Origin of the sequence: Wolbachia endosymbiont (group B) of Scrobipalpa ocellatella, assembly GCF_964188425.1 — a bacterium.
In the GTDB taxonomy this organism is placed as follows: domain Bacteria; phylum Pseudomonadota; class Alphaproteobacteria; order Rickettsiales; family Anaplasmataceae; genus Wolbachia.
The window spans coordinates 255554-279506 of record NZ_OZ077190.1; the positions used below are offsets into that span (position 1 = coordinate 255554).

Sequence of the window (23953 nt, forward strand, 5' to 3'; positions counted from 1 at the left end):
ACTCAAATTCCTTCTCTCTCTACCATAAGCTGTTTTACTTTCGCTATCGCTTTTGCTGGGTTAAGCCCTTTCGGGCAGGTTTTTGTACAATTCATTATTGTATGACAACGATACAACTTAAATGGGTCGTTTAAAGAAGCAAGTCTTTCTTCTTTCTTATTATCACGACTGTCAGCAATCCATCTATAAGCTTGTAGTAATACCGCTGGCCCTAAAAATTTATCACCATTCCACCAATAGCTTGGGCAACCAGTCGAACAGCAAGCACATAGTATACAATCAGACAGACCATCCAATTTTTTTCTATCTTCAGGAGATTGAAAGTATTCTTTATTTTGTAAGGCAGATTTATCTGTTTGTAACCAAGGTTTAATCGATTTGTATTGCTCATAAAATTGGCTTAGATCTGGAACTAGATCCTTTACTATATACATATGAGGTAGTGGATATATTTTTACTTCACCTTTTATATCATGTATAGATTTAGTGCATGCAAGAGTGTTGGTACCATCAATATTCATTGCACAAGATCCGCATATTCCTTCTCTGCAAGAGCGTCTAAAAGTTAAGGTTGAATCTATTTCATCCTTTATTTTTATTAATGCATCAAGTACCATAGGGCCACAATTATCCATATCGATAAAAAATGTGTCTATTCTTGGATTTTTATCATCATCAGCAGACCAACGATAAATTTGAAATCTTCTAATATTTTTTGCTCCAGTAGGAGTAGGATAAACCTTGCCCTTTTTATTAACTTTAGAATTTTTTGGTAAAGAAAAATGAACCATATTGCTTACCTTTTACAGCTAAAACCCCTTTTTTGTAAATAACATATTTTGGTATTATCTACCATACTTTTCCTTTTCAAATTCAAGCAAAGCTAAAATCTTGCTCTCTAAACTTTTCATTATAATTTCTTCATCTTCTTTTTCATGATCATAGCCAAGTAAATGCAGCAATCCATGAACTAACATGTGTGCAGTGTGAGTGAGGATAGATATACAGTACTCATGAGACTCTCTTTCTATTGTATCTACTGCAATTGCTATGTCTCCTAGATCACATTCACTAGATAACTGTTCGCATGGAAATGATAGTACATTAGTTGGCTTATCTATTTCTCTAAACTTAAGATTAAGTTGATGTAGCAAGTTATCATCAGCGAGAGCTATTGATATATTTGGTTTATAATGATCTATTTTTAATTCTTTTAGAGAAGCATTAATAATATTTAATACAAAACTCTGTGGGTCCTTCGTAATACTATGCCACCTCTTATCAAGAATGCTCACTTCTAACATTCGCTCATCCTTATTATTTCATTCCACTCAGTCTCTAAAACTGGAGAAACTGATAAACGTGATTGTTTTAATATAACCATATTTTTCAAAAGTGGGTTTTGTTTTATACTGTTTAACGTCACTTGGTTACTTAAAGGTTTCAAAAATTTTACATTCACTAGTCCAAATTTGGAATTATAAACATGATAATACTCCTTTAATACTTCAACTATTCCAAGTATAACTCTCTCTTTACCTGTATGATAAAAAAATGCAAGATCGCCTAATTTCATAGCTCTCATGTAATTTTGAGCTTGATAATTGCATACACCATTCCACTGCGTCACCTGCTCCTTTCCCATTTTTTGCCACGAGTATTCACTTGGTTCTGACTTTAGTAGCCAAAATTGCATTATTTTTTTCTTCTTAAATAAGCTGGTATATCATAAACATTGCTGCCCCACTTAACTCTTTCATTTGTTTGCTCAGTTGAAGCATATTCTTTTGTTTCTGATATTGGAATTTGATTATAAGGCCATTTAAAAATTTTTTCCTCTGCTGGGATCTTGTTTTGATTAACAGATGAATTGTCGTTACAGCTATCAATGCCAGTTGCAAGAACAGAAACTCTAACTCTTCCCTCCATCGCCTGATCAAAAGTGGCACCAAATATTATATTTGCATTTTCATCCACTTCTTCACGCACTCTATTGGCTGCAGAATCAACTTCAAATAGAGTCATATCTCCACCACCAGTAATATTAATCAATATTCCTTGCGCACCTTTCATTGATACATTGTCAAGCAATGGATTAGATATCGCAGCCTCTGCAGCACTAATTGCCCTATCTTCTCCTTCTGCCTCTCCAGTACCAATCATTGCTTTACCCATCTCACTCATTACTGTTTCTATATCAGCAAAATCAAGATTAATCAGTCCTGGCATGATCATCAAATCAGTTACTCCTCTTATGCCAATATGCAGAACATTATCGGCGAGTTGAAATGCGTCAGCAAATGTAGTTTTCTCGTTAGCAATTCTAAATAAATTTTGATTGGGAATGACAATAAGTGTATCTACGTATTTTTGCAACTCTTCAAGTCCAAGCTCTGCAATGCGCATACGTCGCACACCTTCAAAACCGAACGGCTTAGTTACAACTCCAACAGTCAGTATCTTTTTTTCTTTTGCTCCCTTATCTTTAACTACCGCTCTTGCTTCTCTGGCTGCCTTTGCAATTACCGGTGCAGCACCTGTTCCAGTACCACCACCCATCCCTGCTGTGATAAAGAGCATATGGCTATCTTTTATATGCTCCATAATTTCATCAATTGATTCTTCTGCTGCACCTTTACCAACATCAGGTAAAGCACCAGCACCAAGACCCTTAGTTAAGTTGATACCAAGTTGAATTTTTTTATCACACAATGACTTCTCTAACGCTTGAGCATCGGTATTTGCTACGACAAAATTTACCCCTTGCAAATTGGATTGGATCATGTTGTTTACAGCATTTCCGCCAGCACCACCCACTCCCACAACAGTAATCCTTGGGTGCAATATGGGTAATTCTGGTAAACTAAGGTCAATTGACATTTAAATTACTCAAATATTAGTGAATTCACTTGATAACAAGTTACTGCTTTTTTAACAATATGCAAACATTTTTCATTTTGACATACGCAAACAGTAAACAAGATTTACTTATTCTTAACATTGTTAATCAGTAGGTATAATAATTGCAGGCTTTCAAACAGCACTACTTAGAATGCAAAAAAAAAATTGTGAAAAAGGGATAGAAGCCTATCCCTTTGCTTTGTCAAAGTTACTTAGAGAATGCTTTTTGCTCCCCCAACTGCTGAGACAACAGTCTCAAAGAATGTTGTACGGACATTTTCATCATTACTAAATTCTAGCTTATCACCATTAGCTTTAGGCTTATTACCATCTTCTTTTACACAAGCATTAAGTACACCTTGCTTTACTTTCTCAATTTGACCCGCCTTACTACTGTTCATATATGCATACACAGGTGCAGTTATTAAAGCTGCTACTGCAGCAAGAACTACCAAACTAGCAATGAGTGGATGAGCAACTGCAAATGCAGACATTGCAGTAATAGCAGGACTAACAAGTGTTGCAGCTTTTGTTCCAACTGTACCAACAAAAGTTGCATAAGCTGGACTTAAGAGATAAGCAGCTGTAAGCGAGGCTACTGCTATAACTGCTAAAGAAATACCAATTGTCTTGCCTTTATGTTCTTTTACGAGATCCCAACCTTGCACAGGAACTTCTTTAGCTGCTGACCAAAGCCCTTCACTTCTGTATTTATTTTTTATTTCTTTTTCCTCTCATAACTTTACTCCAAAAATATTAAAATTTCACTAATGGCAGTATATGGCAAAAAAAGTTTTCTGTCAAGCAGATTAATTTATTTATACATTCTTATTCTGTAATTCAGCGCTTCTGCGATGTGTGCTCTTTTTATTTTCTCACTTTTCGCAAGATCTGCAATGGTTCTTGCAACTCTTAATATGCGTGTGTAGCCTCGATTAGAAATATAATTTTCTTTCAGTACGTATTTTAGCAATTCTAACCCTTCCTGATCTGGTTCAGTGAATTTATTTAATGCTTCACCACTGACTTCTGCATTGCAACGAATATTAAATTTACTATAACGCTCAGTTTGAATTTTTCTCGCTGCTATCACCCTTCCTCTTATAACCTCGGTACTTTCTCCCTCCACAGAGATTTCAGGAGAAAGTATGCTAACGTTTGGCATTTCAATGCATATGTCTATTCTATCAAGCAAAGGTCCTGATATTTTATTTCTATAATCTGTGCCGCATTTTGGAGCTTTGTTGCACGATCTACTTGCATCACCTAAATAACCGCACCTGCAGGGATTCATTGTAGCTATAAGTTGAAAATTAGCTGGATAAGTAATGTGAGCATTTGCACGTGCAATAGTTACCTTTCTATCTTCAAGTGGTTGGCGTAGAGAATCAAGCACAAGCCTTGGAAATTCAGGTAGCTCATCAAGAAATAACACACCATTGTGAGCCATGGTGATTTCCCCAGGCTTTGCATTTTTTCCTCCTCCTATCATCGCTGACATCGAGCATGAGTGATGAGGTTCACGAAAGGGACGAGTTACTTTAAATGTTTCGTTACCGGCTTTTGTTATGCTAGAGATAATATTAACATCAATCATCTCTTGTTCAGTCAAATCGGGTAATAGCCCTATAAATCGCTTAGCAAGCATTGACTTTCCAGTACCAGGAGGTCCAACAAGAAGCATATTGTGTCCACCTGCTGCTGCAATTTCAGCTGCTCTTTTTGCAACAACTTGACCTTTAATATCCTTTATATCTGGAACTGAATTTTTTTCTTTGGGTGCAGCGCTATAGTTAAAAGTTACCGGCTGAATTAACTGCTCACCCTTAAAATGTCTGATAATATCGGTTAATTTCTCTATAGCTAGAATAGAAACATTCTTTACCCATGAAGCTTCTACTCCATTTCCCCTTGGGCAAATTACTCCTTTATTTGCCTGTTTTGCATTGATTGCTGTTGGAAGTACTCCTGAGATTGGTATGACTCTGCTGTCTAGTGCAAGCTCGCCCATAATTATATAAGACTGAACTTTTTCAACTGGTATCACATTCATTACAACAAGTAATCCAACAGCAATAGCTAAATCATAATGACTACCTTCTTTAAGCAAATCCGCAGGGGAAAGATTAACTGTGATTCTTTTTGGAGGTAACAGAAGATTGATTGAATTTAACGCTGCTCTGATACGCTCTCTGGATTCTGCAACAGTTTTATCCGGCAGTCCAACAATATTGACTGCCAGTACAACATTGCATAATTCTATTATGGCTATTTTGATCAAAATTTGCAAGACTTTTTATGCGAAATACTATATACAAGTGATTGTGATTGATTTCAATTTGATGAATTAACATTCTAATAATATTTTGCTTAGTCTGCCAATCCACTTGATCAAGCTTTGATTCAACACTTGAGGAAAAGTTTTTCAAGCTATCTGTAACAAGGCTCAATTCTTGTTGTAGTTTTTTTTGATCAAGCGTTCTTTCTTTCTCTTCTTCAATTTCTTTCAAATGCTGTTTCATTGTTGTGATTCTTGGTTCAAATTCTTCTTGGCTTATAAACCCTTTAGCATAGCTATCAATAAATTTTTTGATACTTAATCTTAACTTACTTTCTTGCTTTTCACGTGTTTGATTATGTAAAGGTTTTTTGTTCTCTGATAATCTACGTTGATATTCATTTGCAATCCTATCTGGCTCTTTCAAGATACTCTTGACTTCTTCCCATATAACTCCATCTAATATATCAGTGCGTATTGATTTATTATCGCAGATTTTATTGCCATTGAATTTGCTAGAGTTTGTACCAGAGCAACGATAGTAATAATATGTCGACTTTTTATGAACGTGGTTTGTACCACAATAAGTATATTGACAACGTTGACATACCATTAAACCTTGCAATAAATATGTTTCTCTTCTTTGTCGTACTCTTGCTCTTTGCCTATTTTCAGTTAGTTGTGCCTGCACTGAATCAAATAAATGCTCATTGATTATTTTTGGTACTGGAATATAAGTCCAATTCTCTTTATCACTATTAAAGCGACCACTTTTAAGTTTACCACAAGTTCCTTTTTTTGATTTTTTTACTTGTGGTTTTGAGCATGTCCTAGTTTTACCATAAGCTGCTTGTCCTATATAAGCAGGATTTTTTAACATGTTCCAAATAGTGCTCCTTTTCCAATACCTTTTTCCTGTTCGTGTTATTACCGGTATCTTATTCAGTTCATGTACAACTTCTCCTATACTTGCTCTTTCTTGGCCAACCCGACTAAATATTTTACGCACTATATTTGCCTCTTCTTCATCAACCTCAAATTGAGCACTTCCTTCACCTACATGTTTTGCTATGTAGCGATAACCGTAAGGCGCCCTACCCATCACACTTATACACCCAGCTTTGGCCGCATGAAGTTTACCTCTACGGTTTCGTTCCATAATCTTTGCACGTTCATACTCTGCTATTGCTCCCTGAATCTGTAGAAATAAATGGGAATCCGGATTATCATCAAACTTATGATTCAAAAATACTATTTCAGATCCAGCCTTTTTAAACTCTTCGAGTAAGATCATTTGATATGAAAATTTACGTGATAGCCGATCAGGTGAATGAATATATATCTTATCAATCTTACCTTCTGCTACTCTATCACGTAAATTTTCTAAGCCAGGACGTTCTAAATTTGATCCACTATAACCATTATCGACAAACTTATGCTCATCTAATAACTCATGTCCATCGCTACTAATGCGACGCTCCAATTCTACAATCTGACTCTCTATCGTATTCTCCTGTGCTTGTTGTCTTGATGAAACTCTTGCATATAAGCTTACTGTTGTCATTTTCTTTCACCTCCTTTATTTTACATTTCAATAATTGTTCATAAGCATCTGCTAGATATGTATCTGCCAATCGATTAGGCTTATAACCCCAATAAATAGCCAACTCTCCTTTTTGCATGTTTTTCTTCCTGTGAATTTTTTTATAGGTTAGGAGACTTCTATTAAACTAAACCAATGCACACCTTATGTCTCGTTTAAGAAAGCTATCTAGTTCACACAAATTCTCCCTAATAAATATACAAGATTTGAAGAAATTATGTCCAAAAAATCTTTGCCTAAATCATCATATTATGTATAACATGGCTTATTTAATATGTTATGGAGATTTATCCAAGTCATAAATTCTGGGAGAGCGACTTAGAAGTTCCTGTTAACCTTTTATTAGATCGTTTTCAGGATTCTAATATACGTCAGTCTTGGTTAGATTCCCTTTCTGGTAAACAACTGAGCATTATTTTTCAGCATTGCTTTAAAAATCATTTAAATGGACAACTTTTTCAAGACGGAGACTACGATGATAGATCCACTCAACAAAAACGTAAGATACTTGCCAGTTACTCTGACTCTCTTTTTAACTATTATCTCATTAGCTACTTTGATCGTACGAAACTTGAAGCTACAGTCAGTGAAGTAGCAAGATTTGCCCTCACTCAAGAGTTAATGAGATCGTACCTGATAAAAAATAATACTAAGTATGATAAAAGATCCTTGTTATTTTTACTGTTTCACATAAATTGTGAACTTCTAAAATCTGTCTATCACTTTGATAAAGTACAAAAGAGAGGTTTCGTATCATTTGCTCTACAGAAATCACCAAGACAAATAAACACTTCATTCAAGGAATTTATGTCACAAGAAGCTGTAGAGCAGATACTGAAGTTTGAAAACCAATTGCAGGGTTTTTTCCATCATCAAGATCGGATATATATGTTTGTACGTCGAGGAAGTGACATGGATTTACTGCTTAATTCAAACAAAGTTGTTCATGGCCATAAACCTGAGTGGATGATTTTAGATTTTTCGATTGATGGTACAAAGGTTAATCTCTGTGCTAAAAATACCAATAAAGCTGTGGAAATAGCAAATAGTATTGTAAGTGGTTATTTTAACTGCGAATGTACTTTTGTAAATATACAGGATAAGAACTTTCTACTACAAGTGCATAAATTCCTTCAAGCATGTATAGAGGGTTCTGACCCTAATATTTGTATATTTGAGTTAAATTTTAAGTCAGATTATTTTAAAAATAGTAATACATATCTTACTTTAAGTGTAAAGCCGTACGATCCTATTGCACCAGAGTTACATATTTTAAAGCCGTCTATTGGCAACATACTACAATCTATTCAATCAGCTAAAGTAATGTTCCAAAACAAAAAGGTAACATTTTCTTTCAAATCAAGTGGGGAAATTTATTATTCAGAGCATCCGCTCAATAAAAAAGAAAGAGAGGACCTGAAGAAACATATGGAACAATCTTATGGTCTTAAAATCCTTTCACGAGCAAATTGCTGATCTTTTAAGTTCAAATAGTTCTTGGGTTAATCCAAGTCAAAATCACATTAAAGCAGCAAGATACTTATTTGATCTTGGATTGATAAAAATGCAAGAAAGGTACTATATTGTTTGCTCTCGTGAAGAAGATCATCTTGATTGGCCAAATGTAATTGATCCAAGTTGTAGCAATGAGATTTTTATCGATCCAGACTTTGATGAAGCATGTGATGACGCTATTTGTGAAAACTGTTCTCGTCATATTTTGCCTAATACTTATAAAAAACAGAGATTTCATCTCTTATCCATATACTTAAATATAGAGAAAATCATAGACTGGTTTGAAACAAAGTTGAATGATTCAAGACTTATGTGGGAAAAAGTGGAAAAAGGAGTTTATTATATTTGTAATCAAGGTCGTATTGTAAATCTAATAATCCTTGATTTTTGTACTGATGCGATATTTTTAACTATAGATAAACTTAGAGTCCATCCGACAGTTCTCATCACTCTAAAAAAAGATATACCAAATCTATTGCTGAATCTATATGTAGTGCCAATGGTGAAACTGTTTTGTCAGCTTAAGACTGTAACTGAGATATTCCAAGAGGCAGATAAAAGAGGAGTACCAGAGGTGGTAGAAAATACTTCTTTGCAAGTTTTACCAGCTTCATATATTTCGCTTAAACGTGTTGAACCAATTATACCAACAAAACTTTTGGAGTTACAAGTAGTTAAAGGTATGGTATATGTTAATAGTATTGAAGTTATAAATAAAAAAGCTGCATCATGCCTTAATATTTTTCGAATATTGTTCAAGCAATTTTTACATGACTGTGAGAAAGAATTACCACCTGAAAAACATACACTTCTCAATATTAATCAGTTAGAAAAACTCTTGGGACTTAGTTTAGAAGCAGATTTAGAACATCAAATCAGAAAACCATTAAACAAGATGCAAAAAACGATCAAAGCTACATTGGCTGAGAAATTAGGATTAAGTATTGAACGTGATGATGTAATACAAACCCTTGGTTGGCAAAGATCATCACATGGTTATCGTATTAACCCTTTTACTTTGACTATAAAAAAATAGAGTTTTTTGTTATCAAAAATAGTTTTTTTCAGCTCCATGAATAAATTTTCCCACTCCACGTGCAAATGGTCCTGTTTTAATATCGAGCCATTTATCCTCTTTTGAACCATTAGCCATTCCTTTAACTATTTGCTTTGCCTGTAAAAGCTCTTGCACTATACGCTCTAATCTATCTCTTCCCATACTATGAAAAACTTCAGGCAGTCTATGTCGTTGTTTATGTATTCCTGCACTTCCTGTGTGAGTAAATGGATGTCCTGAAATAGCAGCTCGCGCAATTGAATCAATAAGATATATTTTAAGATCTTTATCGCTAATATTTTGAGCTTTTAATTGTTCAGTGATGTCTTCCAATAGCCCTGTTTCTTCATTTCTTAGGTAAGTGCGTATGGTACGATCAGCCAGGCCATTTGCTTTAACAACAGCTCCATAAAATAGTGCATTTTGTCTTGGGATTTTTCTAATTGACCTAAAAATCATTGGTTTAGTCATATCTTCAACAGGCCAAAAAGCAAAAGAACACCTGACTCCATTTACGAGAGCAGAAGTGCCTCGAATAGCATCTCGTGCTTGCTCTACTGTTGATATAGGCTTTTCTCCCTTCAGCTTTCTCATATGATGTGCAGTAATTATTGAAGCTCCAGTGCTACATGCTAAATCAGATAATAAACACATGAGATAATCCCCTACTGCTGGATCAGCATTTAAATCTGCATGAATGAAAGAAGCAAGGGGATCAAATATAATGAGCTTTAAATCCTTTATCCTGCTCAGCTGCTTCATTACCGACTCAAATTCTGGAGAGATTTCTACAACTTTACCGCGAACGTTCTTAAGTATGGTAAGAGATCCTCCGATGTTTGGTAATGGTACAATAAATAGCCTACCTTTATATTTCAATCTCTCGCATTTTGGATCAAGTCGTTCTAAGCGACGATGTATTTCATTTGTATCATCCTCCGCAGAAAATACCACCACAGATCCATGTTCAGTAACAAGTGGACCAAATCCGCATACCTGATCTATGCTACCTGCAACCTTGAGGGCTAGGTCAAGAAGTAGCATACCTTTGCCTGTATCTCCCATTGCAGCCAAAATGGAGGTTACACCCAAAGGAAATAATCCTTCAACCAAGAATCTTTGCTTTGGTACTGGGCCTACAAAACGCTCTACGCTCCAGCTAAAAATATCAAGTGGTGGTTTAATAATTATTTTTCTTGAGTTTTTTTCGATAAATTCTTCAATATTTATTCCCTCTAACACACAATCAGCAGCATCCCAACTCTTTGGTTTATTCGGTGGAATCTTAAGCGTAGCAAGTGATGCAACACCAAGTTCTAAAAGTCTCTTTTCAGCGTTTTTGGTATATTTATTACCTGCTTCATCGTTGTCTGGCCAAATAATAATATGCTTGCCCTTAAGCGGAGTCCAATCTGTTTTATCAATAGGCGCATTTGCTCCAAACATTGCTGTTGTTGCAGTTATTCCTTTCTCTATAAGTGCTTCTGCGCATTTTTCTCCTTCAACCAGAACAACCTTATCAGATTTTAAAATACCTGGAATGTTGTAGAGTGGCCTTATTTCTGGCTCTTTGAATCTTTGTTTTTTAACATCAAATGGTTTAAACTGTTTTTTCTCTAAAGGAGGATCATAACGGTAGACTATTACAATCAATTGGTTATTTTCATCGTAGTAGTTCCAACTACAAGTTAAGTATTGTTCTAAATTTCTCTGTTCTTTGAAGTTGGTTTTTCCAAGCCATTCACTTATTGAGAGCATTACTTCAGGAAACTCTATTCTCGCATTCTTCCCGTGTACCGTTGCCCAAAGATCAATAATGTCACCACCTTCTCCAGTTGCAAAATCTTTCCATAATCCGGCTCTTTCGCCTGTTAACTCTATTACAGTACTTTTGCCCTTGTTACCCTGTACATCACCTACATAAAACTTATCACCACGAAATGTCCCTCTTGGTAAAAGATGAAAAAGACAAGATCTGATGTTTTGCAAAAGCTGAGTTTTTAGCTCTAGCATAGTGTCGGTTTTTGTGGATAAATTAAGCCGTAGCTATAACTTTAGAGTTCTGCCAACGCCCATTTACTCTGCTAATGAATTTTGCTGGTATTGATTTACCGTTTCTTAGCTCATATACTACTTGCAAGACATTTGTACGTTTATTTGGTTGAAACATTACCATACCAGATGTATAAAAACTTCTTAAAGCATTAGCACCAATTAAAGCTTGAAAAGGACTTTTTGCGAGTGTAGCTGTGGATACTTTTCTGGTATGACGTGTAATAATGATTCCAGCCATAGGATTAATTACAGAACGTAGTTTTTCTACTCTGCTTTGCAGGCCAGAAAACATATTTTCATAGTCAAGAGAATCCAAAACGATAAGATCTATCGTTTTAAATTTTTCTCCTATTATATCTTTTATTCTCTCTATACCTTCATCATTTAAAGTTAATCTCATCTTTGTAGTAACAATCAAGTTTTCCTCTGCTAGATTTGGCAGCCTTTGATTAGTTATGATTTGTTGTATGCGTTCCCTGATATAATTGTACTCCATCTCATTTTGCAGATAGATTATTTTTAGTGGCCTTGCTGACTTCATCTTAAGAAACGACACTCCTGCTGCAAGATGTGCAAGCAAAGAGAGAAGAAAATAACTTTTGCCAACCTTTGGCGTACCACCAATGACTAAAAGACCACCTGGAGTGAGAATTCGTGGAGCTATTATATCTTCTGGTATTGGTGATTGATCACTTAAGTACTGCTTTACAGAAAATATTTTTTCTTCTCTTTTCCGCCCTTTTTTTTCTCCACTCTTTGATTTTTTATTGAGCCACTTTCTAGCAGAATATATATCACCCTTAATTAAAATCCAAAGATCAATAATATCACCACCAGTTCCTTCAGTAAAATTACGCCAATCACCAGCTTCCTTACCTACTATTTTAACTGTAATTGTATTTCCATTTAAGTCTCCAATATAAGTTTTTTCTCGGTAAAACTCACCATTTGGAAGTAGGTAAGAAACACACTCCTTGATATTATCAATCAATAACATCTTTAACTCTTTTTGCTTTTTAGACATAAAATTCCCATACATATTTTTCATACGTGTAAAGTTGAGATTAGCTAGCTCACAAACAGTTTCAAAAGATTTTGAATTCAGCCAATTAATTGCTTCTTCTCTTAGCTTTGGGTTTTTTCCTACTGCGTCCTGAATACCTCTAGTAACGACAGCAGACCAAAGCTTTTCCTCGTCGTACTTCAAAATGGTACTCTGTCAATTTCATAATTTTTGCGGTATTCTGGAGTAACTACCGAGGCAATTTTGTTCTTCTCTCCATATTCATCAGTTATAACACCTACCTTTACTGTAAACTCTAAGCCATTTAATTCTGCAACTGAATTTAACTTACGAGCAAGGATTGCATTTTCTGAGTTATCATGTGGATGAATGTCACGTGCCGATTCCAAGATACTGCGAAGCATAGAACGACCCATTTCTCCCCAAGTATCTTCTGCTTTACTACTTTTAATACCAATTATTTGATAAATTTTGTGCTTTGCGTATGGGCCTTCAATAACGGTAAATTCTGTATTTAAATAAATGCTACCGGTAGTGGGGCTTTTAGTAAACCAATGCTCATAACCTCCAGGCTTGATTGTCATTTTTACTTTTACTATTGTCCCTTTAGGTATCAATCTACTTTGCGGTTTTACAGTGTTAAAATCAGTTAATAGGTTTTGTAACATATATCACTCTCCATGTTTAAATTTTAAAACTTGCTTTTAATCTTTGTAAGCAGCTTACCTAAGTGTGGTTCTTCAACCATACTCAGGCGTCCACTACGGTCCTTAGCTGGGTATCCCCAAGGGTTTAAAGTGTGGCAAACAAAAGAGCGCTTCTCCGTTCCATCATCTTTCTTGATTCCAATCATACTGATTACTTCGTCAACTATCCCAGGAATTTCACTAGCAGTTTTAGCCCCTTCGCATTGAGGTAGCCAAATTGGACGATTGAAATCATCGAGATATTGACCTAAAGTGCCAACTATGATGATGTCTTTGTCTCTGATGTGTTGAAATTGATTGAGCCAAGCCATCATTTCCTGAGCAAGTAATCCATATGCAGCTCTCATGTCCTGTTTTCCCGATCTCTCAGAAAAAGCCTCAGGTTGCATTTTTGCCCATAATAGACATAAACGTGAAGCAACGGTTATACTATCTACAAAGATGCATCGGTATTTAGAAAACTCAGGGAAAAGATCTTTGTACTTACCAGATACATGTTCATGGTGTCTTTGGCTATATGCTTGATCAGACTTCAGCGCAGGATTAGGCCCCCCTATAAGACAAGCAATATCTCTAGCTTCATTCCAAGTGCGAAGACTAATTGAATCTCCTTGCCAATCTTGAACAGCAAGAAGCCCTGCTTCAAAATCAAGGCAAAGTGTTGGTTCATCTACGGTCTTTAGGAGACTTGTTTTACCAATACCATAAGGACCAAAGATGACCATTTTTACAGTTGATATTGTTTGCAATCTTTCATTATTATTCAAAATTTTAAGAACCATTATTTATCCATGCTACGATGTATATATATACAAGAAAGGCAAAAATTTTGTTCAATTTTTCTTTTTGCCTTCGTAGTAAATAGGAGAAAGTTTGGCACGTATCTTCTTGATAATATTGTTTAAAGTGGTTCTTGAAACGTTGTTCATTTTGGCAACTTCATGTAAGTTAAAAAATTTAAGTTGCTCACATATATTTTGCCATTCCTTTGGTAAAACCGAGATCATATAGTCTACATCAATGCGTTTTGTTATTTCACCCTCAAGTAGCTCTGTTACATCAATGCTAATATAGTTATTGATATTACGTTTTGCACATTGCTGTTTCTTTAACATGTTAATAGCTTTATTTTCAGTTAATCTTGCTACAAAGGTGTTAAAACTACTTTTATCTTCATCATACTGATCAAGACATGGCCAAATTTCACAGAAGAGTTCTTGCTCAAGGTCTTCGTTATTCTCATCAATAAAGCACTTGGCAAGTTTTAGTCTATAGGCTTGGTATTTTACGTTTTTAACAATTATAGCTATATTTTTTAATTTCATGGTTTTCCCTAAAACAAATTAATGCTTTAAGGATGGAAGTTATTAATGCCCTTATGTAGGACAGGAGCAAAAATAAATAATACTGATGCAATTTTTAATCTATTGATATTCTATTGTTTTTTTTTGAGAATAATACTGATACAATTTAAAATAATACAGTTCAGGTTTTTGGAACCTATTTTGAATGGATTTCAATATTTTTAAGAATGGGTAGCTCAGGCTTCCTAAAGTTATATTAAAAACATATAAGAATTTCATATTTTGAAATTCAATATCACCTAAAGAGCTAAAAATGTGGATTTCGCTATTAAAAGAATAGCTTAAATTTTTAAGAGGAAAATAGTTGAAAAGTATGCTCTCTATAACCTTAAGTTCCGTTCCTAATTACTGGCTTCCTAAATCAGGAATTAGGAAGCAGGAATCTAGAATTAGCCTGTATGGCGGGTTTTCACCATGCGTTCCTAAAACCGTTCCTAGGAACGGCATATCTGAAGTCCGCCAATATGGAGGATTCTAGCTTCCTGAAACCCTTATATATAATATATATATAATACATATATAAAAATATACACATATATAAAAACATATAAAATATAAGAGTAGAATAATAAAAACCTCTAAAAGTAGAGAAACCCGTTTGAAAGGTCTTCAAATTCAAGAATTATAAAAAAAAATTCCTAAAAATTTGAAGATTTTTTGGACGAAAATTTTTCAAATCTTGTATATATATGTACACAACAATTGAAAGGCTTGGTAAACAAACTGGCTGTAAAAGAGTTTTTATGTTAGTTGTTAAATTTCGAAAATTAAAGATTTTTTGGACGTAATTTTTTCAAATCTTGTATATATATGTACTCGGCAATTGAAAGGAAATGCTCACCCTAGATCTTGGCAAACAAACCGGCTGGACTATTTTAAATGATGGAATAGTGCAAAGTGGAAGTAAGAGTTTTCATGTTAGCAGGTTTAGTGGTGGTGGAATGCAGTTTTTAAATTTTCGTAATTGGCTTAATTCACTTAAGTATAAATTTCCAGGCATTGAAGTTGTATACTTTGAAGAAGTGAGAAGACACTTGGGAACTGATGCTGCACATATCTATGGAGGGTTTTTAGCACACCTTTCTGCTTGGTGTGAAGAAAGTAATATTCCCTATCAAGGTGTTTCGGTTAAGACTATTAAACGTTTTATAACTGGCAAGGGCAATGCAAGTAAAGCTGATGTAATTGAAGCAGTGCAGGAAAAGGGTTTTTGTCCAACAGATGATAATGAAGCAGATTCTTTAGCATTAATGTTCTATGTTATGAATTTTAGTAAAGATTTTAATATGTTGGAAATATCATAAAAAGTGGGTCCTTTTGGCCAAGCTGGAGGGTTTGGTGGTCCCGACCTCGGGCCTTCTTTAGCGTTAGATATATTTCAAATGTTAACTACTTACGAAATTATAGCTGAGCAGTGCTAAAAAAGGAGAAAAAAAGGTGAGAATTACGCAAGCAGAATGGGCAAGGGAAAAAGGGTTTTCGAGGCAATATGTCTGTTCTTTAGTAAAAAAAGGAATAGTTGAGCTGGAAGATGGACTTATTGACCGAGAACAAGCAAATGAAGCGGTAGCAGCAATAAGAGATCCAAGTCAACCACTTAGGAGAAAAGAGCGCGGAGAAACACTTTCAACGATATTGCTAAAAACGCGAATAAAAAATGAAACCGAGCGTGGTAAACTTTTGGAAGCTAAAGTGAAAGCTGAAATAGGCAAATTTGTGTCAATTGAAGAGGTAAAAACTGAAGCATTTAACGTAGCAAGAGTTGTCCGTAATAATTTGCTTAATATTCCAAATAGAGTTTCAGCACTGCTTGCATCACTGAGTGACACTGAAAAGATTCATATGGCGCTAACTGAAGAGATTACAAACTCATTACAAGAATTATCTAATACTAAATTTCAAATATAAAAAAGATTTTGAATATAAAATGACTGATAACTTAAGTTTGGAGTTAATAAAGTGTCTCATTAATCAACCTGGATTAGATGTTAATGTCAGAGGATTAAATGGAAAGACACCACTACATTGTGCTATAGAATTTGATGAATTAAGCATGGTGGATTTATTACTCACGAAGAAGAATATTAATCCTTTTGTGGAGGATAATGAAGGTAAAACATCTCTTGATTACGCCAAAGAAGGGAAAAAAGCAGAAATATTACAAGCGCTAATTAATAACAAGTACGGGTCAGAACAAGATAGCTTACTTCATTTAGCTGCAATGATAGGTGAAGTTAATGCAGTTAGATATTTGATCAGAAAAGGTATTGACGTTAATGTACGAAATGCTCTGCATCATACTCCATTACATCTAGCAGCAGGCATAGGACATGAAAATGTTGTCAAAATTTTAGTGAAAGAAGGAAATGCTGAAATAGATGTCTTTGATGCACGAAATCAGACACCAATGCACTATGCAGTTAATAACAAAAAGCTGGAGATAGTAAAGTTACTACTGAGACTAGGAGCAGATGTGAATAGCGCGCGCATGGGACAAAACTCAATGAAATTGTCACCTGTTCATATAGCTGTAAGTAATACTAATTACGATGAAAGAGACTTATGTCTTGATATCCTCAAATGCTTAATAAAGGAGCCTAATGCTCAAGTAAATTTGCAGGACTACGAAAATAAAACACCACTACATTATGCTGAAAGACTGAAAACAATAGAAGTTTTACTAACGCGAGAAGATATAGACCCTCTGGTAAAAGACGATAGCGGTAAAACACCATTTGATTACGCTAAACCTGAGATAAAGAAGGCTTTGATGAGTAATAAATACGGTTCTGAAAAGAATAGTCTACTCCATTTAGCTGCACAAAGAGGAGAAATTGAGATTGTAGATGCAATTTTAAAAGAAGAAATCAATATTGATATTGTAAATAATAAAGGTCACTCTCCGATTTACCTTGCTGCAGAAAGAGGACATTTACATGTAGTAAAATTACTACTGAAAAAAGGAGCAAATTATACACCTGTTCTGCACTTAGCAATCAAATCAAATAATTTGGAGTTACTTAAAGTTTTATTTACTGAAAAAAATGGGTCATTGCTCTGCAGAGATACCGTTATTAATTTTCCAACCCTTCATAATAAATATATAGCACAGAGAGAAATAGCAGATAAAAGGACGAAAAAACATAATAATATTATCTGCATCTATACTACATTCAGCGCAATAGCAGTAGCAGTATATATAGGGTTGATAACAACAACAATAAGCAGTGCAATCATTTTTGCAACAATAACAGGGATATTTGCTTTTGTTATAGCAATAATGGTAAGTGAGATGAGCAAAAGATATATAGAAAACGAATTTCAGAAAAAGATGTTTATGGAATTGGAGGAGTGTGGAGGAATAAACTCTACTGTTAACAATATTGAGATAGAACCAATTATGAGTAGATGCAGACAATGATATACGCCACATCTTTTTCTGAAGGTTTAAAACCAGATCCAGAGCTTAAAGTATCAGAGTGGGCGAATGAGTATCGAGTTTTAGCGCCAACTGCAGCATCAGAGCCAGGTAAATGGAGAACAGAAAGAACTCCTTATTTAAAAGAAATCATGGATTCACTATCTCCTTCTTCACAGGCTGAAAAAGTAGTATTCATGAAAGGAGCGCAGATTGGAGGAACAGAAGCTGGTAACAATTGGATTGGCTATATTATCGATCAAACACCAGGACCAATGCTAGTAGTACAGCCAACAGTTGAAATGGGAAAGCGTTGGTCAAAGGGAAGATTTGCACCGTTAATAGAGAGTACGCCATGTTTAAAGAGTAAAGTAAAAGACCCAAGATCAAGAGATTCAGGGAATACTGTACAAAGTAAGGAATTTCCAGGTGGAATAGTTGTGATTACTGGAGCAAACAGCAGTGTAGGTCTCAGGTCTATGCCAGTAAAGTATCTCTTTCTTGATGAGATTGATGCTTATCCAGGAGATTCAGGAGGAGAAGGAGATCCAGTACTGCTTAGTATTGCTCGAACTAATACCTTTGCAAGGCGAAAGATTTTTTTAGTGTCAACACCAACGATTCATGGAATAAGCAGAATTGAGAAAGAATTTGAAGTAACAGATAAGAGATATTTTTTTGTACCATGTCCGCATTGTAATTACTATCAAGTTCTAAAATGGTCACAAATAAAATGGGAAGATAAAAATCCAAATACAGCACACTATATATGTATAGAATGTGGTAAAAAGATAGAAAATCATCAAAAGACAGGAATTCTTGAGCGTGGAGAATGGAGAGCTACAAATCCAATAAAAGGTGAGAAAAAAGGATTTCATCTTTCAAGTCTTTATAGCCCAGTTGGCTGGTATAGTTGGACTCAAGCAGTAGAGGATTTTCTCCATGCGAAAGAAAGTGAACAATTACTGAAAGTTTGGATAAATACTACGCTTGGAGAAACCTGGGTAGATAAAGGAGAAGTACCGGACTGGAAGCAATTATTTAACAGGAGAGAATTTTTTCAGATTGGCACAGTACCAAAAGGCGAAGTAGTTCTCACAGCAGGAGTAGATGTTCAAAAAGATCGCTTGGAAGTAGAAGTTGTAGCCTGGGGAAAAGGCAGAGAAAATTGGTCAATAGACTACCGAGTATTTGAAGGAGATACAGGAGGTAGGGAAGTATGGGGAAAACTCTCTGAGCTCTTAAATCATCATTTTATCGGTGAAAATGGGCTTGAGTATATGATAAGCATGATGGCAGTAGATGCAGGATATGCGACACAAGAAGTATACAATTGGGTGAGAAGTCATCAAGGCTGTGGAAGAGTAATGGCAGTCAAAGGTGTAAATAAAGCACTAGTACCACTTAGCAGCCCAAGTAGAGTAGATATAACAGTTGGTGGTCAAAAGCTAAAGAGAGGAATAAAGCTCTGGCCAGTAGGAGTATCGATATTAAAATCAGAGCTTTTTCAATTACTTAATATTTTAAAAGAAGAAGAGGGAAAAGCTCTACCTGGATACTGTCATTTTCCTGAGTACGCACCTGAATATTTTAAGCAGCTAACAGCAGAGCAGTTAGTCAGCAAGGTAGTAAAGGGATACACCAAACAGGAGTGGCAAAAGGTAAGAGAAAGAAACGAAGTGCTAGATTGCCGAATTTATGCGAGAGCTGCATCTATTGCGCTTGGAATTGATAGGTGGCAAGAAAATAAATGGAATAGTTTGAGTGGAAAAATGGAAAGTAAAAAACCTAAAAAAGTGAGACAGAGTAAGTGGTTGGAAAATGTATAACGAAGAGTATTTAGTTCAAATTGAAGAAGCGATAAAGAAGCTTCAGAGTGGCGAAAGAGTAGTATCAATTGCATATGGTGATCATGTGGTGAGATATGCTGAAGTTCAGATAAATGATTTACTAAACTTAAGACAACGTATTAAAGCTGAGCTAAAGATTGTTGGAATGAAACCGAAGAGAAAGATTGTTTTTTCAACGAGTAAAGGAATTTTATAAATGCTGCTAAAAACCTTCAAGCAATTATTTAACAAACCAAAGATAAAAAGCTCAGCATGGGATGCAGCAGGCTCAGGAAGAAGATTTTTTCACTTTCAACCAGAGTTAGGAAGTATAAACAATTTGCTGTCTCAAAACCTTGAAACTTTACGTAGTCGATCACGTGATATGGTGAGAAAAAATCCATATGCAGCAAATATCATTGATACGATAGTGAGTAACTCTATTGGGACAGGAATAAAACCGCAATCAAAAGCAAGAGATGGAGAATTTCGAAAGAAAGTACAAGAATTATGGCTAAGATGGACAGATGAAGCAGATAGTAACGGAGTAAGTGATTTTTATGGATTACAAGCTCTAGTATGCAGAAGTATGATAGAGGGAGGAGAATGTTTTGTACGCCTCCGAAATCGTAAACTCGAAGATGGATTTTCTGTACCATTACAACTGCAAGTACTTGAGTCTGAACATTTAGATAATAAAACAAATCAAACTTTAGGAAATGGTAATGTAATAAGAAACGGGATTGAGTTTAACAGGCTTGGGCAAAGAGAAGCATACTACCTATTTAAAGAACACCCTGGTGAAAGTATGTTTGGAGAATCAGTGAGAGTGCCAGCAAATGATGTTTTACATATTTATAGACCATTAAGACCTGGGCAAATCAGAGGGGAGCCTTGGCTTTCTAATATACTGCTGAAGCTTTATGAGCTTGATCAATATGATGATGCAGAGCTGGTGAGAAAGAAAACTGCAGCAATGTTTGCAGGGTTTATTACAAGACTTGATCCTGAAGCAAATATTTTAGGAGAAAGTGAAAGTAATGAGCAAGGAGTAGCACTATCTGGTTTAGAGCCAGGAACAATGCAGCTTTTAGACCCAGGAGAAGACATAAAATTTTCAGAGCCGTCAGATGTAGGAGGAAGTTATGAAGCGTTTATGAAACAGCAACTCAGGGCAATAGCGATTGGTACAGGGATAACATATGAGCAACTAACAGGAGATTTAACCGGTGTTAATTATTCATCAATTAGAGCAGGATTAATAGAGTTTCGTAGGAGATGTACAATGTTACAGCATAACATAATGGTATTTCAGTTTTGCCGTCCTGTATGGGATAGGTGGTTAGAGTTAGCACTACTTTCTGGAGAGCTAGACATAGGTGAAGAATGGACAAAGGGAAAAGAAGGAGCAAAAAAAGAAGTAAAATGGATACCACAGGGATTTGATTGGGTCGATCCGCTAAAAGATCAGCAAGCACAGCAAATGGCAGTAAGAAATGGATTCAAGAGTCGAGCGGAAGTAGTATCAGAAATGGGTTATGATGTAGAAGAAATTGACCAAGAAATAGCAGAAGATCAAAGACGTGCAAGTGAACTGGGCTTAAGTTTTGATTCTGACGTTACGGCCAATCAAGAGGTGATATGAAACAACAATGGCTAAACAGATGTGTAATGGTAGAACCAAGGAGTTTTGAGTTACTGTCACTACAAACAGGAAAGCAGCCTATCTTTAAAAATATAAAACATGCAGTAAGAAATAGTGAAAGAGGAATAATACCGATACATGGCATTTTAACTAAAAAACCTGGTGCATTTGATGAAATGCTCGGAATGACATCATATGAGCAAATAGAAGAACAAATTACACAAGCATTAGCAGATAGTAGCATAGAGACAATTATACTGGAAATAGATAGCCCCGGAGGAGAGGTAAACGGTATATTTGACCTAGCTGACTTTATTTATGAATCAAGAGGAAAAAAGAGGATAATAGCGATAGCAAATGATGATGCATATTCTGCTGCGTACGCTATAGCTTCTAGCGCTGAAAAGATTTTTCTCACCCGCACTTCAGGAGTTGGGAGTATAGGAGTAATAGCAAGTCATATAGATCAAAGTGGATTTGATGAAAAATGTGGAATAAAATATACCACAGTGTTTGCAGGAAGTAGAAAAAATGATTTAAATCCACATGAGCCAATAACTTCTGAGAGTTTAGAAAATCTAAAAAGCGAAGTGAATCGTTTATATGAAATGCTGGTTGAGCTAATAGCACGCAATAGAAACCTTTCTGTAGAGGCAATCAAATCAACAGAAGCAGGGCTATATTTTGGCGAGAAAGCAGTAGAAATAGGTCTTGCAGATGGAATTACAATTCTTTCAGAGTTTAAATATATTAATAAAAACAGGAGTATTACTATGAACGAACAAACTATAACTGACCTAAAAGAAGAAACTAATAATTTAACTAAGTATCGTACTGAAGTTCTTGAATTAATACGTTTATGTAATATATCAAAGATGCCAGAAAAGATAGGAGAATTTATTGAGCAGGGCGTAAGTGTTGAGCAAGCAAGGGAGGTTTTAATGGAATTACTTGCAGAGCAAACGAAAAAGACAGAGATACTGAGTGCAATACCACAGAATTCAGGAGAAGAGTTGATGATGCAGGTAGCGAAAAGTCGTAGGCATTTAAAATATATAACAAAAGGAGAAAAGCAAAATGAGTACTATAACCGAACAAAATAATCTAGGTGACTTATTAAAGTATGAGGCATCAAGCCTGTATTCAAGAGACTCAATAGCAGTAGCTAAAGGTCAAAATCTTAAACTTGGTACAGTTGTTGGTCGTGATAAAGACAACATGATTAAGGTAATAAATCCAACTGCCACAGATGGCACACAAACAGCGATAGGTGTAATAACAAGCGATGTAAATAGCAAAGATGGAGATACTAAAGCAGTAATAATTACTCGTATTGCTCTTCTTGCCGATCATGCAATTGTATGGCCAGCAAATATCACTGAAGAACAGAAAGCTGAAGCAATAAAGCAACTTGAAGTACGAGGGATCATTATCCGCAAGGGAGTTTAACTAAAATTAATAAGAAAAAAAGGAGAGAAAGAAATGCAAAATCCATTTACAAATACAGCATTTAGTATGACGGCACTAACAAATGCGATGAATATATTGCCGATAAATTATGGACGTGTTGAAAATTTAAATTTATTTCCAAGTAGGTCAGTAAGATTTCGACATATTACTATAGAAGAACACAACGGAGTATTGAGTTTACTGCCAACACAAGTACCCGGAGCACCAGCAACAGTAGGAAAAAGAGGAAAAAGAAAGGTAAGAACATTTACGATTCCACATATTCCACATGATGATGTAGTGTTACCAGAGGAAGTACAGGGAATAAGGGCATTTGGATCAGAGAGTGAACTTAAAGCGCTGGCAGATGTAATAACGGACCATTTGCAATTGATGAGAAACAAACATGCGATAACGTTGGAACATTTGCGGATGGGAGCGCTGAAGGGAATAATTTTAGATGCTGATGGGTCAGAATTATTAAATTTGTACAACGAATTTGAAATAACACCAAAAGTAGTAAATTTTGCACTGGGAACAGCAACAACAGATGTAAAACGTAAGTGTCTGGAAGTATTGCGGCACATAGAAGATAATCTAAGTGGTGAATATATGACAGGAATTCATGCTTTGGTAAGCCCTGAGTTTTTTGATGCACTTACTTCTCATACTAAAGTGAAAGAAGCATATGAGAGATGGCAAGAAGGAGCAGCGCTAAGGAATGATATGAGGTCAGGATTTACGTTCTGTGGCATAACATTTGAGGAATATAGAGGGCAAGCAACTGACCCTGAAGGAACGGTGAGAAGATTTATTGACAAAGATACAGGGCACTGTTTTCCAGTAGGAACAGCAAGCACATTTACAACATACTTTGCACCAGCAGATTTTAATGAGACAGTGAATACTCTTGGACAGCCACTATATGCAAAGCAAGAACCAAGGAGGTTTGATAGAGGGACTGATTTACATACGCAGTCAAACCCTCTGCCAATGTGTCACAGACCTGGGGTATTAGTCAGGGTTGTTGCAACATAACAACACAGGTAGAGCAATTATAAAGCAGTGTGAGGTAGAAGAATGCTTTACCTCTTCTTAGCATGTAAAT

General features: G+C 35.5%; 23 protein-coding genes. 11 read left to right on the forward strand and 12 right to left on the reverse strand.

Features of this window, described 5'->3' with window-relative positions; translation table 11 throughout:
• Positions 1 to 2: 2 nt before the first annotated feature.
• The 7 genes from AB3210_RS01150 to AB3210_RS01180 form a co-directional block, all read right to left on the reverse strand.
• A complete protein-coding gene (locus AB3210_RS01150) occupies positions 3 to 791 on the reverse strand; it encodes a succinate dehydrogenase iron-sulfur subunit (RefSeq protein ID WP_052264786.1) in 789 nt (262 codons plus the stop codon).
• 54 nt (positions 792 to 845) lie between these two features.
• On the reverse strand, positions 846 to 1304 hold the full coding sequence (ybeY, locus tag AB3210_RS01155) for an rRNA maturation RNase YbeY (protein WP_052264785.1): 459 nt from the start codon (positions 1302 to 1304) through the stop codon (positions 846 to 848).
• Entirely contained in the window at positions 1298 to 1696 is a 399-nt protein-coding gene (locus AB3210_RS01160; RefSeq protein ID WP_019236656.1) for an EVE domain-containing protein, read from the reverse strand. The genes ybeY and AB3210_RS01160 overlap by 7 nt, the downstream gene beginning before the upstream one ends.
• Positions 1696 to 2880 (reverse strand): cell division protein FtsZ, encoded by a 1185-nt coding sequence (ftsZ, locus tag AB3210_RS01165; protein WP_052264784.1) that lies wholly within the window; start codon positions 2878 to 2880, stop codon positions 1696 to 1698. Before ftsZ ends, AB3210_RS01160 begins: the two co-directional genes overlap by 1 nt.
• 233 nt (positions 2881 to 3113) lie before the next feature.
• Positions 3114 to 3569 (reverse strand): hypothetical protein, encoded by a 456-nt coding sequence (locus AB3210_RS01170; protein ID WP_410541906.1) that lies wholly within the window; start codon positions 3567 to 3569, stop codon positions 3114 to 3116.
• Positions 3570 to 3715: 146 nt separating this feature from the next.
• Positions 3716 to 5182: a YifB family Mg chelatase-like AAA ATPase gene (locus AB3210_RS01175; RefSeq protein ID WP_367363646.1), complete on the reverse strand. Its 1467-nt coding sequence runs from the start codon at positions 5180 to 5182 to the stop codon at positions 3716 to 3718.
• Positions 5112 to 6743 (reverse strand): recombinase family protein, encoded by a 1632-nt coding sequence (locus AB3210_RS01180; RefSeq protein ID WP_264377371.1) that lies wholly within the window; start codon positions 6741 to 6743, stop codon positions 5112 to 5114. Before AB3210_RS01180 ends, AB3210_RS01175 begins: the two co-directional genes overlap by 71 nt.
• A gap of 318 nt (positions 6744 to 7061) precedes the next feature.
• Here AB3210_RS01180 and AB3210_RS01185 point away from each other — a divergent pair, with 318 nt between their 5' ends.
• Both AB3210_RS01185 and AB3210_RS01190 read left to right on the forward strand, forming a co-directional pair.
• Positions 7062 to 8258: a hypothetical protein gene (locus tag AB3210_RS01185; protein ID WP_226079480.1), complete on the forward strand. Its 1197-nt coding sequence runs from the start codon at positions 7062 to 7064 to the stop codon at positions 8256 to 8258.
• Positions 8224 to 9333 (forward strand): hypothetical protein, encoded by a 1110-nt coding sequence (locus AB3210_RS01190; RefSeq protein WP_264377340.1) that lies wholly within the window; start codon positions 8224 to 8226, stop codon positions 9331 to 9333. Before AB3210_RS01185 ends, AB3210_RS01190 begins: the two co-directional genes overlap by 35 nt.
• Positions 9334 to 9345: 12 nt before the next feature.
• Here AB3210_RS01190 and AB3210_RS01195 read toward each other — a convergent pair whose 3' ends face one another.
• The 5 genes from AB3210_RS01195 to AB3210_RS01215 are packed head-to-tail and all read right to left on the reverse strand — an operon-like array spanning position 9346 to position 14465.
• The gene (locus AB3210_RS01195; RefSeq protein WP_264377341.1) at positions 9346 to 11367 is read right to left on the reverse strand and encodes an AAA family ATPase; all 2022 of its coding nucleotides are present in this window, start codon (positions 11365 to 11367) and stop codon (positions 9346 to 9348) included.
• A 22-nt stretch (positions 11368 to 11389) separates the two neighbouring features.
• A complete protein-coding gene (locus AB3210_RS01200; protein WP_264377342.1) occupies positions 11390 to 12616 on the reverse strand; it encodes an AAA family ATPase in 1227 nt (408 codons plus the stop codon).
• Positions 12613 to 13101, reverse strand: a complete 489-nt coding sequence (locus AB3210_RS01205; RefSeq protein ID WP_015587751.1) for a hypothetical protein — start codon at positions 13099 to 13101, stop codon at positions 12613 to 12615. Before AB3210_RS01205 ends, AB3210_RS01200 begins: the two co-directional genes overlap by 4 nt.
• Positions 13102 to 13124: 23 nt before the next feature.
• A complete protein-coding gene (locus tag AB3210_RS01210) occupies positions 13125 to 13922 on the reverse strand; it encodes an ATP-binding protein (protein ID WP_265014483.1) in 798 nt (265 codons plus the stop codon).
• Between the two features lie 51 nt (positions 13923 to 13973).
• On the reverse strand, positions 13974 to 14465 hold the full coding sequence (locus AB3210_RS01215) for a sigma-70 family RNA polymerase sigma factor (protein ID WP_264377344.1): 492 nt from the start codon (positions 14463 to 14465) through the stop codon (positions 13974 to 13976).
• 872 nt (positions 14466 to 15337) lie between these two features.
• Between AB3210_RS01215 and AB3210_RS01220 the strand changes: the two genes are divergently transcribed.
• From AB3210_RS01220 to AB3210_RS01260, 9 genes are all read left to right on the forward strand, one after another.
• Complete coding sequence (locus AB3210_RS01220; protein WP_264377345.1) at positions 15338 to 15808, forward strand: Holliday junction resolvase; 471 nt, start codon at positions 15338 to 15340, stop codon at positions 15806 to 15808.
• A 133-nt stretch (positions 15809 to 15941) separates the two neighbouring features.
• Positions 15942 to 16412, forward strand: a complete 471-nt coding sequence (locus AB3210_RS01225; RefSeq protein WP_226079475.1) for a hypothetical protein — start codon at positions 15942 to 15944, stop codon at positions 16410 to 16412.
• Between the two features lie 19 nt (positions 16413 to 16431).
• Positions 16432 to 17925, forward strand: a complete 1494-nt coding sequence (locus AB3210_RS01230) for an ankyrin repeat domain-containing protein (RefSeq protein ID WP_264377346.1) — start codon at positions 16432 to 16434, stop codon at positions 17923 to 17925.
• Positions 17922 to 19751 carry a phage terminase large subunit family protein gene (locus AB3210_RS01235; protein ID WP_265014498.1) on the forward strand — a complete coding sequence of 610 codons (1830 nt, stop codon included), beginning with the start codon at positions 17922 to 17924 and terminating at the stop codon, positions 19749 to 19751. The genes AB3210_RS01230 and AB3210_RS01235 overlap by 4 nt, the downstream gene beginning before the upstream one ends.
• Entirely contained in the window at positions 19744 to 19968 is a 225-nt protein-coding gene (locus AB3210_RS01240) for a gpW family head-tail joining protein (protein ID WP_143689022.1), read from the forward strand. The genes AB3210_RS01235 and AB3210_RS01240 overlap by 8 nt, the downstream gene beginning before the upstream one ends.
• Entirely contained in the window at positions 19969 to 21396 is a 1428-nt protein-coding gene (locus AB3210_RS01245; protein ID WP_208571635.1) for a phage portal protein, read from the forward strand.
• Positions 21393 to 22499 (forward strand): S49 family peptidase, encoded by a 1107-nt coding sequence (locus tag AB3210_RS01250; protein WP_264377348.1) that lies wholly within the window; start codon positions 21393 to 21395, stop codon positions 22497 to 22499. The genes AB3210_RS01245 and AB3210_RS01250 overlap by 4 nt, the downstream gene beginning before the upstream one ends.
• Positions 22474 to 22845 carry a head decoration protein gene (locus tag AB3210_RS01255; RefSeq protein WP_264377349.1) on the forward strand — a complete coding sequence of 124 codons (372 nt, stop codon included), beginning with the start codon at positions 22474 to 22476 and terminating at the stop codon, positions 22843 to 22845. Before AB3210_RS01250 ends, AB3210_RS01255 begins: the two co-directional genes overlap by 26 nt.
• 33 nt (positions 22846 to 22878) lie before the next feature.
• Positions 22879 to 23883, forward strand: coding sequence for a major capsid protein (locus tag AB3210_RS01260; protein ID WP_264377372.1), 1005 nt, complete (start codon positions 22879 to 22881; stop codon positions 23881 to 23883).
• The last annotated feature ends 70 nt before the right edge of the window (positions 23884 to 23953 follow it).

Coding starts and splice junctions, on each gene's coding strand:
- ybeY (WP_052264785.1), bottom strand. CDS start 1,304: ATGTTAGAAGTGAGCATTCTTGATAAGAGGTGGCATAGTATTACGAAG.
- AB3210_RS01205 (WP_015587751.1), bottom strand. CDS start 13,101: ATGTTACAAAACCTATTAACTGATTTTAACACTGTAAAACCGCAAAGT.
- AB3210_RS01150 (WP_052264786.1), bottom strand. CDS start 791: ATGGTTCATTTTTCTTTACCAAAAAATTCTAAAGTTAATAAAAAGGGC.
- AB3210_RS01240 (WP_143689022.1), top strand. CDS start 19,744: ATGTATAACGAAGAGTATTTAGTTCAAATTGAAGAAGCGATAAAGAAG.
- AB3210_RS01160 (WP_019236656.1), bottom strand. CDS start 1,696: ATGCAATTTTGGCTACTAAAGTCAGAACCAAGTGAATACTCGTGGCAA.
- AB3210_RS01190 (WP_264377340.1), top strand. CDS start 8,224: ATGGTCTTAAAATCCTTTCACGAGCAAATTGCTGATCTTTTAAGTTCA.
- AB3210_RS01180 (WP_264377371.1), bottom strand. CDS start 6,743: ATGACAACAGTAAGCTTATATGCAAGAGTTTCATCAAGACAACAAGCA.
- AB3210_RS01245 (WP_208571635.1), top strand. CDS start 19,969: ATGCTGCTAAAAACCTTCAAGCAATTATTTAACAAACCAAAGATAAAA.
- AB3210_RS01215 (WP_264377344.1), bottom strand. CDS start 14,465: ATGAAATTAAAAAATATAGCTATAATTGTTAAAAACGTAAAATACCAA.
- AB3210_RS01220 (WP_264377345.1), top strand. CDS start 15,338: ATGCTCACCCTAGATCTTGGCAAACAAACCGGCTGGACTATTTTAAAT.
- AB3210_RS01195 (WP_264377341.1), bottom strand. CDS start 11,367: ATGCTAGAGCTAAAAACTCAGCTTTTGCAAAACATCAGATCTTGTCTT.
- AB3210_RS01210 (WP_265014483.1), bottom strand. CDS start 13,922: ATGGTTCTTAAAATTTTGAATAATAATGAAAGATTGCAAACAATATCA.
- AB3210_RS01235 (WP_265014498.1), top strand. CDS start 17,922: ATGATATACGCCACATCTTTTTCTGAAGGTTTAAAACCAGATCCAGAG.
- AB3210_RS01185 (WP_226079480.1), top strand. CDS start 7,062: ATGGAGATTTATCCAAGTCATAAATTCTGGGAGAGCGACTTAGAAGTT.
- AB3210_RS01255 (WP_264377349.1), top strand. CDS start 22,474: ATGAGTACTATAACCGAACAAAATAATCTAGGTGACTTATTAAAGTAT.
- ftsZ (WP_052264784.1), bottom strand. CDS start 2,880: ATGTCAATTGACCTTAGTTTACCAGAATTACCCATATTGCACCCAAGG.
- AB3210_RS01230 (WP_264377346.1), top strand. CDS start 16,432: ATGACTGATAACTTAAGTTTGGAGTTAATAAAGTGTCTCATTAATCAA.
- AB3210_RS01250 (WP_264377348.1), top strand. CDS start 21,393: ATGAAACAACAATGGCTAAACAGATGTGTAATGGTAGAACCAAGGAGT.
- AB3210_RS01260 (WP_264377372.1), top strand. CDS start 22,879: ATGCAAAATCCATTTACAAATACAGCATTTAGTATGACGGCACTAACA.